This window comes from Azospirillum palustre (assembly GCF_002573965.1).
GTDB classification, from domain to species: Bacteria; Pseudomonadota; Alphaproteobacteria; order Azospirillales; family Azospirillaceae; genus Azospirillum; species Azospirillum palustre.
Window position 1 is genome coordinate 289,623 of sequence record NZ_PDKW01000038.1, and the last position, 13,637, is coordinate 303,259.

14 protein-coding genes are annotated in these 13,637 nt (G+C 67.6%); 4 read left to right on the plus strand and 10 right to left on the minus strand.

Translation table 11 applies throughout. From position 1 onward, the window contains the following. On the minus strand, nucleotides 1–393 hold the full coding sequence (locus tag CRT60_RS05100) for a flagellar biosynthesis protein FlgG (protein WP_098735359.1): 393 nt from the start codon (nucleotides 391–393) through the stop codon (nucleotides 1–3). A gap of 126 nt (nucleotides 394–519) precedes the next feature. Here CRT60_RS05100 and fliI point away from each other — a divergent pair, with 126 nt between their 5' ends. The 3 genes from fliI (at nucleotide 520) to CRT60_RS05115 (ending at nucleotide 2,943) form a co-directional block, all read left to right on the plus strand. Beyond that, on the plus strand, nucleotides 520–1,863 hold the full coding sequence (gene fliI / locus CRT60_RS05105; RefSeq protein ID WP_098735360.1) for a flagellar protein export ATPase FliI: 1,344 nt from the start codon (nucleotides 520–522) through the stop codon (nucleotides 1,861–1,863). Next, nucleotides 1,860–2,471: a hypothetical protein gene (locus CRT60_RS05110; RefSeq protein ID WP_098735361.1), complete on the plus strand. Its 612-nt coding sequence runs from the start codon at nucleotides 1,860–1,862 to the stop codon at nucleotides 2,469–2,471. The genes fliI and CRT60_RS05110 overlap by 4 nt, the downstream gene beginning before the upstream one ends. A 97-nt stretch (nucleotides 2,472–2,568) precedes the next feature. Continuing rightward, complete coding sequence (locus CRT60_RS05115) at nucleotides 2,569–2,943, plus strand: YbaN family protein (protein ID WP_244592283.1); 375 nt, start codon at nucleotides 2,569–2,571, stop codon at nucleotides 2,941–2,943. 26 nt (nucleotides 2,944–2,969) lie between these two features. Here the strand turns inward: CRT60_RS05115 and CRT60_RS05120 are convergent, their stop codons facing one another. From CRT60_RS05120 to CRT60_RS05160, 9 genes are all read right to left on the minus strand, one after another. Continuing rightward, nucleotides 2,970–4,967 (minus strand): BCCT family transporter, encoded by a 1,998-nt coding sequence (locus CRT60_RS05120; RefSeq protein ID WP_098735363.1) that lies wholly within the window; start codon nucleotides 4,965–4,967, stop codon nucleotides 2,970–2,972. Nucleotides 4,968–5,376: 409 nt separating this feature from the next. Next, entirely contained in the window at nucleotides 5,377–6,723 is a 1,347-nt protein-coding gene (gene hflX, locus CRT60_RS05125; RefSeq protein WP_098735364.1) for a GTPase HflX, read from the minus strand. Between the two features lie 364 nt (nucleotides 6,724–7,087). Further along, nucleotides 7,088–8,203 (minus strand): hypothetical protein, encoded by a 1,116-nt coding sequence (locus CRT60_RS05130; RefSeq protein ID WP_098735365.1) that lies wholly within the window; start codon nucleotides 8,201–8,203, stop codon nucleotides 7,088–7,090. A gap of 39 nt (nucleotides 8,204–8,242) precedes the next feature. Then, nucleotides 8,243–9,034: a DUF1217 domain-containing protein gene (locus CRT60_RS05135; protein ID WP_098735366.1), complete on the minus strand. Its 792-nt coding sequence runs from the start codon at nucleotides 9,032–9,034 to the stop codon at nucleotides 8,243–8,245. Further along, nucleotides 9,031–9,426, minus strand: coding sequence for a flagellar protein FlaG (locus CRT60_RS05140; protein ID WP_098735367.1), 396 nt, complete (start codon nucleotides 9,424–9,426; stop codon nucleotides 9,031–9,033). Before CRT60_RS05140 ends, CRT60_RS05135 begins: the two co-directional genes overlap by 4 nt. A 4-nt stretch (nucleotides 9,427–9,430) precedes the next feature. Then, nucleotides 9,431–9,904 (minus strand): flagellar biosynthesis repressor FlbT, encoded by a 474-nt coding sequence (locus CRT60_RS05145; RefSeq protein WP_098735368.1) that lies wholly within the window; start codon nucleotides 9,902–9,904, stop codon nucleotides 9,431–9,433. Next, nucleotides 9,894–10,298 carry a flagellar biosynthesis regulator FlaF gene (locus CRT60_RS05150; RefSeq protein WP_098735369.1) on the minus strand — a complete coding sequence of 135 codons (405 nt, stop codon included), beginning with the start codon at nucleotides 10,296–10,298 and terminating at the stop codon, nucleotides 9,894–9,896. Before CRT60_RS05150 ends, CRT60_RS05145 begins: the two co-directional genes overlap by 11 nt. A 174-nt stretch (nucleotides 10,299–10,472) precedes the next feature. Then, nucleotides 10,473–11,717 (minus strand): flagellin N-terminal helical domain-containing protein, encoded by a 1,245-nt coding sequence (locus tag CRT60_RS37470; protein ID WP_098735370.1) that lies wholly within the window; start codon nucleotides 11,715–11,717, stop codon nucleotides 10,473–10,475. A 213-nt stretch (nucleotides 11,718–11,930) separates the two neighbouring features. Beyond that, complete coding sequence (locus tag CRT60_RS05160; RefSeq protein WP_098735371.1) at nucleotides 11,931–12,743, minus strand: winged helix-turn-helix domain-containing protein; 813 nt, start codon at nucleotides 12,741–12,743, stop codon at nucleotides 11,931–11,933. Nucleotides 12,744–13,131: 388 nt separating this feature from the next. Between CRT60_RS05160 and CRT60_RS05165 the strand changes: the two genes are divergently transcribed. Further along, nucleotides 13,132–13,575 carry a tol-pal system YbgF family protein gene (locus CRT60_RS05165; protein ID WP_098735372.1) on the plus strand — a complete coding sequence of 148 codons (444 nt, stop codon included), beginning with the start codon at nucleotides 13,132–13,134 and terminating at the stop codon, nucleotides 13,573–13,575. Nucleotides 13,576–13,637: the final 62 nt, after the last annotated feature.

Sequence of the window (13,637 nt, forward strand, 5' to 3'; positions counted from 1 at the left end):
TCAACCGTTCTTCCAGGCCATGCGCAGCATCTGCACATTGCGCTGGAACAGGCTGGTGGTCAGCGCGAAGGCGTCGCGGGTCTCGCTGCCCTTGATCATCTCCTGCTCCAGCGACACCGCGTTGCCGCTGGGCGTCGATTCCCACAGGGCGGCCCTGCCCTCCTCGCGGAAGCCGGCGGTGGAGCGGGTGCTCGCCAGATGCAGGCCGGAGGTGCGGGCGGTCTCCACCGGGCGGATGCCGTCCATCACGCTGTCGAAGGGTTTCAGGTCGCGCGCCTGGTAGTCGGGCGTGTTGGCGTTCACCACATTCTCGGCGACCAGCTTCTGCCGCTGCGCCAGATAGTCCAGCCGCGTGCCGGCAAGCTGAAAGAAACCAATTTTACCCAAATCCATTGCGACCTCGGTCTATCACAACTTGCCGGAACACTGTGCCGGACGATGACCGCGCCCGTTTAAAACCGGATTTAAATTCGCTGCTCTAGGCTGATTCCATCGATGGACATGGTGGAGACAGAAGCGATGCGGGCACTCGCCACCCTGGCCGCGGAATTCGACCGGCTGCCGACGCGCCGGTGGCGCGGGGAAATCCGCTCTGCCGCCGGCATGACGCTGGAGGTCGACGGGTTGCAGCGCGTGCTGTCGGTCGGCGACAAATGCCATGCGGAGACCGTCCGCGGCGGGCGCGTGCTGTGCGAGACCATCGGCTTCCGCAACGGCCGCTCGCTGCTGATGGCGTTCGACAGCCTCGACGGCGTGGCGGAGGGCTGTGCCGCCGTCACCGACGACACCGCCTTCACGCTCAGGCCCGGTCCGGGCTGGCTCGGCCGGGTGGTGAATGCGCTGGGCGAGCCGATCGACGGCAAGGGGCCGCTGGCGAACGGCGAGCATCCGCGATCCTTGCGCCAGCCGCCGCCGGCCGCCTGCGCCCGCCGCCGGGTGGGGGCGCGGCTGGACAGCGGCATCCGGGTAATCGACAGCTTCGTGCCGCTCTGCCGCGGCCAGCGGCTGGGCGTGTTCGCCGGGTCGGGCGTCGGCAAATCGACGCTGCTGGCGATGGTCGCCCGCCATGCCGAGGCTGACGCCATCGTCATCGGCCTGATCGGCGAGCGCGGGCGCGAGGTGCGCGAATTCATCCAGGACGATCTGGGGCCGGAGGGGCTGGCGCGCTCCGTCGTTATCGTTGCTACCTCGGACGAGCCGCCGCTGATGCGCCGGCAGGCGGCACTGCTGACCATGACGGTGGCGGAGGAGATGAGGGACCAGGGAAAGCATGTGCTGTGCCTGATGGACAGCGTCACCCGCTTCGCCATGGCCCAGCGCGAGATCGGGCTGGCCGCCGGCGAGCCGCCGACCGCCAAGAGCTATCCGCCCAGCGTCTTCGCCGAACTGCCCCGCCTGCTGGAACGCGCCGGTCCCGGTCCCGAAGGCTCTGGAGACGGCGACATCACCGCCATCTTCACCGTTCTGGTCGATGGCGACGACCATGACGAACCCATCGCCGACGCGGTGCGCGGCATCCTCGACGGGCATCTGGTGCTCGACCGCAGGATCGCCGAGCAGGGGCGCTATCCCGCCGTCAACCTGCTGCGCAGCGTGTCGCGCAGCCTGCCCGGCTGCCACGACGCGCGCGAGAACCGCATCGTCGGCCGCGCCCGCGCGCTGGCCGCCGGCTATGACGGCATGAAGGAGATGATCCGGCTCGGCGCCTACAAGCGCGGCACCGATCCGGAGACCGACGCCGCCATCGACCTGCACCCCCGGCTGGAGGATTTCCTGCGCCAGGGCAAGGACGACCCCTCCCCCTCCGCCGACAGCTTCGCCCGGCTGGAGTCGCTGCTCGCCGCCCTCGGAGACCACGCATGAGCGTCAATACCCCAACCATCGACAGGAGACTGGCCGCCCAGGCCGTCAGCCCGCCGACCGCCCAGCGCAAGGCCGCCGCCGAGCCGGAGGAGACGCTGGCCGACAGGATGAGCGTCGGCTTCGACGATCTGCTCGACGTGGTCAACCCGCTCCAGCAATTGCCGGTGGTGTCGTCGGTCTACCGCGAGGCGACGGGCGAGGAGATTTCGATCCCGGCGCGGCTGGCCGGCGGCTTCCTGTTCGGCGGGCTGCCCGGCCTGATCGGCACCGCCGCCATGGTCGCCTTCGAGGAGGTTACCGGCGACAGCGTGCTTGGCCATATCGGCAGCCTGCTGGAGGAGGGGGCGGAGACCGCCGCGGCGGAGCAGCCGCCGGCAGGGATGCTGCCCTGGATGGGCGGTGGCAGCGGCGGCGATCCCGCCCTGCCCTCCCCGCAATCGCTGGCGGAGGCCCTGCGCCGCAAATCGGCACCGGCGGCGGAAACGGCGGCGACAGCAGGGGCACCGGCGGGAACCGAACAGCCGGCGCCGCAGCTGCTGGCGAAGCTGTACAGCCTGGAGGCGACGGCCAGGTCGGCCACGCCGGGGATGGCGCGCACGGCGTCGTGACCAACCCCAGCTTGCGCGGCACCGCCGGGCGCGGTTCAATGATCCGGAACCGGGAGGCTTCGGAGCGGGCGGTCGGACGATGGATGCAGGCAACGGCATGGGAAAGGGACGGCGGCGGCTGTGGCTGCTGGTCGGCCATGGCGCGGTGGGGCTGGCCACCGCCGGGGCCTTCCTGCCGATCCTGCCCACCGTCCCCTTCCTGCTGGTCGCCGGCTGGGCCTATGCCCGCGGCAATCCCGAACTGCGCGAGCGGATGCGCAACGACCCGCGGTTCGGCCGCGCCATCCGCGAGTGGCAGGACCGCGGCGCCATTCCGGTGAAGGCGAAGGTCATGGCGGTCGGCGGCATGTCGTCCAGCTTCGCCGTCCTGGCCCTGTCGTCCCCCGGCTACCCGGTGCTCGCCGGCACCGGGCTGGTCATGATGGGTGCCGCCGCTTACGTGGTGTCCCGCCCGCCGCCATCAGGCGGATAGAGCGGGCGGATCGCCGTCGCCTGCGGTCACCACCCCAGCCATTTGCCGTATTCGTGAACGACGTCCTGCGTGATCGCCTCGCGGCTGGTGCGGTCGGGGGGCAGCTGCTTGTGCAGGCCGCCGCGCAGGATCACCTCGACCCGGCGCTGCCAGGGGTCGGTGTCGTCCTCCAGCGCCGGCAGGGCCAGGGTCAGCGGGTGATAGGCGCGGGCGCGGATGGTATAGGAGAACTCCTCCTGCCCGTCGCGCAGGACGGTCAGGCCGGCGCTGAAGGCCGAGGACTCGATCTCCACCCGCCGGCCCAGCCGTTCCAGCTCCACCGCCACGTCGCGCAAGGCCGGCTGGACCGTCTCGGCGATGAAGCGGGCCACCTCGCGCCGGGCAGCGCCGCCGCCGGGGGGAATGGCGACCTGCACCGCCGTGCGGCGGCCGACCATGGCGCCGAGCCGCTGGCGCCAGTCGTCCCCGGCGGCGGGCAGTGCCGGCATAGCCTCCGCCTCCGCGCCGGGCGCCAGCGATTCGCGGACGGTGCGGCGGTCCCGCAAGATGCCGCGCTCCTCGCGCAGGCTGATCACCAGGCTGACGCACATCAGCACCATGACGATGGTGAAGGGCAGCGCCGTGGTCACCGCCGCCGTCTGCAGCGCCTGCAACCCGCCGACCAGCAGCAGCACGGCGGCGACGGCGCCCGACAGCACCGCCCAGAAGATGCGGGTCGCGATGGGCGGATCCTGGTTGCCGCCGGAACCGATGATGTCGATGACCAGCGCCCCGGAATCGGCCGAGGTGACGAAGAAGCAAACGACCATCAGCGTGCCGAGGGCGGAGGTGATCGTGCTCAGCGGCAGCCGGTCCAGCATCACGAACAGCGCCGTCGGCACGCTGTCGGCCACCGCCTTGGCCATGCCGCCGCCGTCGAACATCTCCATGTGGATGGCGGTCTCGCCGAAGACGGTGAACCAGACGAAGGTCAGGGCGACCGGGGCGAACAGCACGCCGCCGATGAATTCGCGGATGGTGCGGCCGCGCGACACGCGGGCGATGAACATGCCGACGAAGGGCGCCCAGGAAATCCACCAGCCCCAATAGAACATCGTCCAGCTCGCCTGCCACTCCGCACCGGAATAGGGCAGCGTGCGGAAGCTGGTGTAGGGAAGCGTCCACAGATAGCGGCCGATATTCTCCACCAGGGTGGAGAGCAGGAACACCGTCGGGCCGAGCAGGAAGACGAAGGCCAGCAGCAGAAGCCCGCCCAGCATGTTCAGCTCGCTCAGGCGGCGGATGCCCTTGCCGACGCCGCTGACGGCGGACACGGTGGCGATTGCGGTGATGACCACGAGCAGCACCATCTGCTGCGTCGTGCCGACGCCGAGCAGGCCGAGATAGGCGAAGCCGGCATTGATCTGGGTGACGCCGAGGCCGAGCGAGGTGGCGATGCCGAACAGGGTGCCGACGATTGCGGTGATGTCGACGATGTGACCCGGCCAGCCGCGGATGCGGTCGCCGAGCAGCGGGTAGAGCGCCGAGCGGATGGTCAGCGGCAGATCGTGGCGATAGGCGAAATAGCCGAGCGCCAGCCCGACGACGATGTAGATGCCCCAGGCATGCAGGCCCCAATGCAGGAAGGCCAGGTTCATCGCCTCGCGCGCGGCGTCCGGGGTTCCGCCCTCGCCGATGCGCGGATTGGCGAAGTGGAGCATCGGCTCGGCCACGCCGTAGAACAGCAGGCCGATGCCCATGCCGGCGCTGAACAGCATAGCGAACCATGTGGGGTAGCTGAATTCCGGCTCGTCATCGTCCTTGCCCAGCTTGATCGCGCTGTAGGGGCTGAGGAAAAGCCAGAGGGTGAACAGCAGGAAGCCCGCCACGCTCAGCACATAGAACCAGCCGAAATTACCGACGATGGCCGCCTGGACCGCCGACACCCGGGCGCCGAAGGACTCGGTGAACAGCGACGCGACCGCGACGAAGAACAGAATCAATCCTCCGGCAGTGAAGGATACCGTCTTGTTGATTCCTTGCATGATGGCACTCCGAAACAAGCCCGCCCTAGCGCAAGCGTGACGAGACGCTCACGGCACAACGAAGCGGATGAGTGAATGTTGCGGGCCCGGAGAGAAAAGCCGGCAATCGGCAACCGGGCGCATATTGCTCGCACAACGGGAGTCGCGCGTCCGCACAAAATCGAGCGCCGGATCATACATATTCGCGCGGTCCGGTCAAACAACTTAGCCTCCGCACTCTGGACAGTCTGCGGAACTGATTTTCAAATCGGTGCAAAAATCCTTTGGAATACCGTCTCTTTATGAAGATGGTCATAGACTGTATTGATGAACCGGTCCGGCAGTTCACACAGAGGTTCGAGGACCACATAGGAAAAGGGGCCGCCGTTTCCGGCAGCCCCCCTCATTTTTCGAAATCCGGCAATCGCGGTCAGGCCGCGGCATGCCCCTGCCCCGGATGGCCCAGGCGGGCCAGCGTCGCCGGTTCGATGGCCACGTGCAGGTGGGCGTGGCTGTCGTCGTCGCGGCGGCCGACCACCTCGCCATGGGCGTAGAGCCAGGCGAGCGTCGCCCCGTCGCCATGCTCGACATCCAGCTCCACCAGTTCGCGGCCGGCGGTCATCCGCCCGTCGAGGATGCCGAACAGCGTGTCCAGACGCTCACCGGTCGCGGCGGACAGCGCACAGGCGTTGCCGTCCCGCCCGGCACGGGCAAGCACGGCGTCACGCTCCGCCCCGGCCAGCAAATCGATCTTGTTGGAGACCTCGACCACGCGCGGGTCGCGCTCCGGATCGATGCCGAGGTCGGCCAGGATCGCCTCCACGTCGGCCTTCTGGGCTTCGGTGTCGGGGTGGGCGATGTCGCGGACATGCAGGATGATGTCGGCCGACTGCACCTCCTCCAGCGTGGCACGGAAGGCCGCGACCAGATGGGTCGGCAGGTCGGAGATGAAACCGACCGTGTCGGACAGGATCACCTTGCGCCCCGACGGCAGGACGACCTGCCGCATGGTCGGATCCAGCGTCGCGAACAGCAGGTCCTTCGCGAACACGTCGGCGCCGGCCATCCGGTTGAACAGGGTGGACTTGCCGGCGTTGGTGTAGCCGACCAGCGCCACCACCGGATAGGGCACCTTGGCGCGCGCCTTGCGGTGCAGGCCGCGGGTGCGGCGGACGTCGTCCAGCTCCCGCTTGATCTTGACGATGCGGTTGCCGATCAGCCGGCGGTCAAGCTCCAGCTGCGATTCGCCGGGGCCGCCGAGGAAGCCGAAGCCGCCGCGCTGGCGCTCAAGGTGGGTCCAGGACCGGACGAGCCGCGACTTCTGGTAGGTCAGCGACGCCAGCTCGACCTGAAGCTGGCCTTCATGGGTGCGGGCGCGGGCGCCGAAGATCTCCAGGATCAGGCCGGTGCGGTCGATGACCTTGGCGCCGAAGGCCCGTTCCAGATTGCGCTGCTGCACCGGGGTCAGCAGATGGTCGACGATGACGAGGTCGATGGCCTCGCCCGCCTCGCGCGCGTCTTCCAGCAGCTTGGCCTGCTGCTCGATGGCGCCGCCGCCCAGCAGGGTGGCCGGGCGTGGCTGGCTGACCTTGACGACGGCGGCCTGCGCCACCTCGAGCCCGATGGCCGCAGCAAGACCGACCGCCTCCTCCAGCGAGGCTTCGGGGCTGCGGGCGTTTTCCACGCCGCGCAGGACCGGGTGCAGGACGAGGGCGCGGCTCAAATTCGACCGCTGGATTTGGATGGTTTTGGAGTCAGTGTTCTGATGCGTACCCATGGGGTTCCTTGTGGCCGCCCGACGCCGGATGCGCGGGGCATGCGCGCACCCTTGGCGGATGCTGCGCTCGGAATTGGGAAAAAGGGGGTCCTCTCCGATCCCACCGGCGGCGCCGCGGCACGGGGGAGGGTCGCGGCAGCCTGCGCGTCACGGGATCGGAGAGGATGGCGCCGGCACTCCCGCAGCGGGGGGCCGAACCGAGGAACTTAGATCAACGGAAGATCACCGGAGTTGCCGCGCCGGCCTGGACATGGCCTCGTCACGCGGGATCGTACTTGGATCGCGGCGTCACCGCCGACACTCGGTTAGATGTGAAGTTCGCCGCTCGAAACAAGGGCGTGGGAGCGAGATTTGTGCCGCCCCCTCACCAGCCCATGTTGTTGCGGGAGGTCTGCTCGATGGTCTTGATGTGGGCCAGCCCCGGCAGGATTTCCGAGCGGATGAACTCCAGCCGCCGCACCGGGCCGCCGCCGCGCGAGAAGCGGTGCTTCCACAAATTCATCTTCACCGCCAGGCCGCACAGCACCCCGCCGATGGTCAGGTGATGGGTGACGATCAGGTCGCGGATGCTGCGGAAACTCTCCGGGTTGATGTCGCGCCAGAAATCGCGGGAGCGGTTGTCGAAGCTCTCGAAGCGCCCGGTGATCGAGGTGGCGATGTCGGTCAGGTCATGGCCGATCTCGTCCAGCATGCGGCCCTGGCGGGCGTCGCGGCGCACCTCGCTGACCTGATACAGCTCCGCCATCCAGCCGAGGAAGCCCTGCACATCGGGCACGATGTCGTCCAGGCAGCGCTTGAAATAGGCCAGCGACAGGAAGATGTCGGCATAATCCTCAAGGAAGGCCGGGATCTCCCCCAGCGGAATGTCGAGCCGGTCGGCGGTCAGCTGCAGGCGGCGCCGCGCCTCCTCCACGTCGGGCTGGGCGAACAGGCGGACCAGTTCGTCCATGCTGGCGATGTCGGCCCCCTGCACGCCATAGACATGCTCCACCAGCGGCCGGGTGAAGACGCGCATGTAGCTGGTCAGCTCGGCCCGCTTGGCGGCCGACAGGCGGAGCGCCGCCGCCTCCTCCACGTCGATGTTCAGGCGGCGCAGCTCCAGCCGCAGGCTGTAGACGTCGAAGCTGGCCGCCTCGCCGATCTGCACGATCTTGCGCAGGTCGCGGCGGAATTCCGGGCCGTCGATGCCGAAGCATTTCGACAGCTGGTCGATGCGGATCTGGCCGCTGCCGGTCTGGGCGTCGTTGAACAGCTCCGCCACCGTCTCCAGCCGGACATTCTTGATCAGCCGCGCCCGGCGCAGCCCCGGCGTTTCCAGCGGCAGGATCGACAGCGGCAGGATGTGCAGCGCGTCACGCCCGTCATCCTCGTCCTCCGCGGACGCACCGCGCAGAGCCACGGCGGCGGCCCCGGTGGTGGCGGGCGGACGGATGCGGTCGCGGGACCTGCGGTCCGGTGGGGTGCCGGATGGCGTCTGCACGGCTGGACTCCTCCCGCTCGGGCGAGCCCCGCGGCCCTGTCAGAAGCGCGGGAACCTCATCAGCGTCATGGTGATGGACGGATCGATGGAGATGACCGAGGCCCGTCCGCTGCGGGAGATCGGCCCGATCGACGGCATGGCGGCGGTGGCGGCGGCGCTGCCGTTCTGCATGTCGTACATCGCGGCGAAGCGGTCGAGGAACTTGGCGACCTTGTCCGGGCTTTTGAGGTCGGCGATGTCCATCCGCTTTTCCAAGAGAGCCTTCTGCTTGTCGACATCCAGCAGCGCCGTCTGGTCGGGCAGCCCCAGCGTGGTGTAGACCACCTTGCGCAGGGCATTGTCGGCCATGACCTGATACCAGTTGGTGATGTTCGCCGACCGCCGCTGGAAATAGAGGCCGAGCCGCACCGCCGGGTTCCTGTCCTCCGATTCCACCTCCAGCGTCACGGCGACATAGCGGTCGACGATGGCCTGGACGACGGCCGGCTGCTTCAGGTTGGCGCCGCCATTCTCGGCGAAGCCCAGGATGGTCGCCATCTCGCGGAACTTGGTGTCGCTCATCCGGTTGGCGGTCGAATACTGGTCGCTCACCCCTTCTTCCAGCACCTTGCGGATCAGGCCGCGCGACTTGGCCTGACTACCGAGGTCGAAGGCGTCGAGGACGAAGCGGTAGAGCTTGTCGTCCTTCATGAAGTCTTCGGTGCTGGCGATCTTGCCGATGTTGTCCTGGAAATAGGTGATGGCGCGCTGCACCGCCGGCCGGCTGCGCACCGCCTGTTCGTAGCGGTCGTGGTTCTTGCTGACCATCCGCAGATCGACGAGCGTCGTCATGCCTCGACCTCCCCGCCCCGGCCGTCCTTGTCCTGCGGGAGGACGGGATCCTCGTCGGCCGCATCGGTTTCGGCGCCGTAGCCGGCGGGGATGCGCATGATGACCTCCCCGGTCGCGGTGTCGAGCACCTCGGTGTAGAGCCGCCTCGTGTCGGGATCGAGGTTGACGCGGTAGGGCCGGGCGGCGTGCTTCGCCTCCGCGTCGGCCGCATCCGTTTTCGCGGCAGCGGTCTTTTGGGCCCGCTCGACCGCCTCCACCGGCTTGGCCGTCTCGGCCTGGGCGGCGCGCAGCCGGTCGGCCTGACGCTGGCGCGCTTCCGCGATGATGTCGGCGCTGGTGGTGGTGGCGCGGTCGCCGGACGGGCCGGTCACGCCGGTGACGGGGGTCGGCATGGCGTCATCCTCCCGCGTGATGGCCGATCCCGTCCGCCTGGAAGGAGGCCGCCGGGGCGGAAGGCGTCGCAGAGGGGGACGCGGCGGGCGGCGGCGCCAGCAGCGTACCTTCATACTCCATCACCGGACGCAGGGCGGACAGCGCCTTGTAATAGTCGCGCTCGCCGACATGGCCCATGGCGCGGGCGATACGGTCCTGGATGTCGGGGCGGGCGAAGGCGGTGTAGAGCTGCGCCATCATCGCCGCCACGGCACCGCTGCCGTTGGCGGCGACCTCGGGATCGAGCAGCATGCTCTGGATCAGGAAATAGGCGCGGCGCACCGGGGTCACCGCATCCTCTTCCTGGAGGATGTCGCTGCCGCGGATGATCTGGGCGAAGTTGGAGATCGTCAGGGTGTAGCGGCGGTTCTCGTTCTGCACGACGCAGCCGTTGATCACCACCCGCTCGCACGGCTTCAGGCGCAGCTTAAGTGCCATAGGACAGATCCTCCGTCGCCAGTTCCAGCGCGGGCGAAACAGCTTGCGCCGCCCCTTGCAGGCCCTGCATCACCGAGCGGTTGATGTGGAGCAGCAGGTCGATGCCGCCCTCGCCGCGCAGAACCCGCTGGGTGTTGCGGTTCACCGCGAAGGAGAGCGAAATCAGTCCGGCGCGCAATGCCTCCGGCAGGGCGTTGCCGTCCTCCAGCAGGTCGGCGCGGAGCGTGTTCCACAGCTCCAGGTTCCGCCACAGCGCGTCCTTCAGCGCGGCGGAGCGCCAGTCGGCGTCGCGGTTGTTCTCCAGCGCCAGGGTGATCCGCAGGAACACCCGGTACTCGATCTTTCGCGGATCGTCGCACTCGGCGATGGTCTGGTGATAGGCGGCGATGCTCATGGGCGCACCCCTGCGGTGGGGTCCTTGGCGGCGGGAAGCCGGACCGGTTGCGGTGGGTTTGATGGCGGAGGCGGATGGCCGCTCCGTCCGGCGACGGGTGTCGTGAACGGGCATGGCCGGCGGGGCGGCGCCATCGTCCAGGGGTTCGGACGATGGCGCCGCCCACGAGGGGACTTAGCGGAACAGCGACAGGATGTTCTGCGGACCCTGGTTGGCGATGGACAGAGCCTGGATGGCGAGCTGCTGCTGGACCTGAAGGGCCTGCAGGCGGCTCGATTCCTCGTTCATGTCGGCATCGACCAGGGCGCCGATGCCCTTGTTCATCGAGTCGGTCAGCTTCGACACGAAGTCGTTCTGCACCGACACGCGGTTCTCGATGGAACCGATGACCGCCGCCTTGCCGATGGCGCTGTCGAGCAGCTTGTTGATGACCGTCAGTGATTCCGACGCATTGTTCACCACGTCGATCTGGGTCAGGTCGGCCAGACCGCCGAAGGCGTCGCTTTCGGACGAGTTCACCCACAGGTTCGAGACCTTGGCGGTGAAGTTGCCGTCGGTGTTCTTGTCCTGGTCGGTGAATTCCAGCTTGTCGCCGGTGAAGGCCACCTGGAAATCGGCGCCGGCCGCCGTCAGCGCCGTGTTCACGGCGGTGGTGATGTTGGTCTGGGTGGTCGCCAGATCGGTGTCGTAGGTCTGCGCGCTGAGATCGACCGAGACGTCGGTCTTGACGCCGGCCTCGTTGGTGACGGTCAGCGTCAGGCTGCTGAGGCCGAGATTCTGCCCGTCGATGAAGGTGGCGCCCGGCGCGCCCAGCGTGATGCCGACCGACGCCTTCAGGGCCTTGGTCGAATCGACCTGCTGCTCGATGGTCGCCTTGCCGACGATCGATTCCACGCGCATGTCCTGGCGCTGGAACTCGATGTAGCTGGGATCGACCGCCCCGTCGCTGCGGCTCAGCGAGGCCAGGATCGAGACGTCCTTGTCCTTGGCCGTGCCGTCGTTCGAATAGGTGACGCGCAGCAGGTTGTCGCCGTTGAAGGAGGCGTCGGCGGCGGCACCCTTGATCAGCTTCACCAGCTGGTCGACGTCGTTCTGGATCAGCGACTTGTCGACGCCGTTGGTCTGGCCGGCGATGACGCGGGCCTTCAGCGTCTGAAGGTTCTCGACGATGTTCTTGGACGCCACCGACGCGGTGTTGGTGGTGCCGGACCCCAGCTCCAGCGATTCCTTGACCGCCTTGAAGCCGGCGACGTCGGCCTTCATGGTGGTGGCGATCGACCAGTAGGCGGCATTGTCCTTGGCGTTGTTGACCTTCAGGCCGGTCGAGATGCGGTCCTGCGTGGTCTCCAGATCCCCGGTCACGCGACGCAGGGTCTGCAGCGCGGTCATGGCGGAGGTGTTCGTCATAATCGAGGCCATGGGTATCTCCATTCGCGAGATGCATGGCGCCTTTCTGACGCCGGGGCCAATCACGCCGGCCTTCCCGATCTGTTGTGCGGGGGCGCGAGCGGCGAATTCGAGGATGACCGGGCCGGTTTAAGCCGGGGTAAAAAATCGGAAGCGTTCGGGGCGGACGGTGTTTTCGGCAGACGGCGTTCGGTGGTCGGCGGGCAGACGATTTGAAGCGAACGATCAGCGCCCGACGGCGCGGGCGGCGGCGCGGGAGACCACCGGCGGGATGAAGGGCACGCGGGGAGCGGCCAGCGCGCCGGCGTTCGACCAGCGGTCCAGCATCAGCTGGCCACGGTCGGGGGCGACATGGTCGGGCGGCGCCTCGAACTTGTAGCCGCGGCCATAGACCGTCTCGATGTAGCGGCCGCCGCCGGTCGCCGTGTCGATCTTCTTGCGCAGCTTGCAGATATAGACGTCGATCACCTTGTCGAGCGGGTCGGAGCCGGACAGACCGTAGACCTCCTCATAGATGTGTTCTTTCGACACCACGCGGCGGTGGTTGAGGGCCAGCACCGACAGGATGGCGTGTTCGCGCTGGCTGAGGCGCAGGCGTTCGCCGTCCACCTCCGGATCGCGGCCGTCGAGGAAGACGGTCAGGCGGCCCACCGTCACCGCGTTGCTGGTCAGCCCGTAGGAGCGGCGGCGGATCGCCTCCAGCCGGGCGCGGATTTCGGTGCTGACGACCGGCTTCACCAGCACGTCGTCGGCCCCGGCCCGCAGGATGCCGGCGGTGGTGTTGGCGCAGCGGCGCTCGATCAGGCAGATGATCGCGGCGGTGACGTTGCGGGCGCGCAGCATGGCGACGCAGGCTTCGGTGTCGCCGACATCGCCGATGATGATCGCGTCATGGGTGATATCGACGGAGCCATGCCCGCCCACCAGATCGCGCAGTCCATTCAGGTCCAGGCGGTCATGGTTAACCTTGCACAGGGCGAGTTGCTTGCCGATGGCGTCGGCAATCAGATCGGCTGGCTCAATCAGCAAAGCCTGCATTGGATTCTCCATTGTCGAGCAAGCGCAGATAAAGCATTGTTTTTTACGCAATTGCGCTGATGTCACATGCTTATCACAGCCTCAAAAGAACCTATCGAAAGGTAGCATGTCAACAGATTGGGTTACCCGGATAGACATAGGCACGACCCTGGTTTTACGTGGTTTTAATGGTTCCGATCTACTAAAGACTGGATAAATTTTTATTCATGTGGGGTTTTACTTGGAAATTCTGCACGAATTTCGAGTGATCGCCATAAACAACCATTAATTCGCCCGCCCCCTATGGTTAACGTTAGTGACGAAACAGAAAACCAGCGCTTACAAACATGAACGCTGGTTTAACCCTGATGTCCTAGGGTCCCCGGGCACCCGCGTTTGAGGAGGCTCCATGTCCGGAACGACGCTGTCCGTCCTTGGGGCGACCGCAGCCGCTGCTTGCCTGCTTGCGCTCGGAGGCTGTGCGCAATTGTCGCAGGCGCCCGACAGCGATTACCGCCAAGCCCTTGAAAAAGCGCTGACCGCCGGCCGGTGCGACGGCGACGCCGTGCGCGACCTGTGGTCGGCCTATGGGCGCTGGTATGGAGTCGCGTCGTCCATCGCCGGTCATCCGAAGACCGACGAGGCCGCCGCCCTGCTGCGCCAGGGCGACCAGTTCCGCATCCTGAACTGCCCGGAGGTGGCGCGCGCGTCCTACCAGACGCTGATCCGCCGTTTTCCGGAAGACGGCTTCGCCCCGCTGCGCGAGGCGGCGCGGACGTCATTGCGGTCGCTGCCGGCCCCTCCCCCGGTTGCGGGCGGGCCGATCCCGGTCAGGCCACCGGCGGAGATTTGAGCGTCCTGCACCGACGGCCCTCGATCCTGACCGGTCGGGATCGGAGGCTTCGGCGGCATGGG

Coding starts and splice junctions, on each gene's coding strand:
- CRT60_RS05160 (WP_098735371.1), bottom strand. CDS start 12,743: ATGCAGGCTTTGCTGATTGAGCCAGCCGATCTGATTGCCGACGCCATC.
- CRT60_RS05100 (WP_098735359.1), bottom strand. CDS start 393: ATGGATTTGGGTAAAATTGGTTTCTTTCAGCTTGCCGGCACGCGGCTG.
- CRT60_RS05115 (WP_244592283.1), top strand. CDS start 2,569: ATGGGAAAGGGACGGCGGCGGCTGTGGCTGCTGGTCGGCCATGGCGCG.
- hflX (WP_098735364.1), bottom strand. CDS start 6,723: ATGGGTACGCATCAGAACACTGACTCCAAAACCATCCAAATCCAGCGG.
- CRT60_RS05140 (WP_098735367.1), bottom strand. CDS start 9,426: ATGCCGACCCCCGTCACCGGCGTGACCGGCCCGTCCGGCGACCGCGCC.
- CRT60_RS05165 (WP_098735372.1), top strand. CDS start 13,132: ATGTCCGGAACGACGCTGTCCGTCCTTGGGGCGACCGCAGCCGCTGCT.
- CRT60_RS05135 (WP_098735366.1), bottom strand. CDS start 9,034: ATGACGACGCTCGTCGATCTGCGGATGGTCAGCAAGAACCACGACCGC.
- CRT60_RS05110 (WP_098735361.1), top strand. CDS start 1,860: ATGAGCGTCAATACCCCAACCATCGACAGGAGACTGGCCGCCCAGGCC.
- CRT60_RS05145 (WP_098735368.1), bottom strand. CDS start 9,904: ATGGCACTTAAGCTGCGCCTGAAGCCGTGCGAGCGGGTGGTGATCAAC.
- CRT60_RS05150 (WP_098735369.1), bottom strand. CDS start 10,298: ATGAGCATCGCCGCCTATCACCAGACCATCGCCGAGTGCGACGATCCG.
- CRT60_RS05120 (WP_098735363.1), bottom strand. CDS start 4,967: ATGCAAGGAATCAACAAGACGGTATCCTTCACTGCCGGAGGATTGATT.
- fliI (WP_098735360.1), top strand. CDS start 520: ATGCGGGCACTCGCCACCCTGGCCGCGGAATTCGACCGGCTGCCGACG.
- CRT60_RS37470 (WP_098735370.1), bottom strand. CDS start 11,717: ATGGCCTCGATTATGACGAACACCTCCGCCATGACCGCGCTGCAGACC.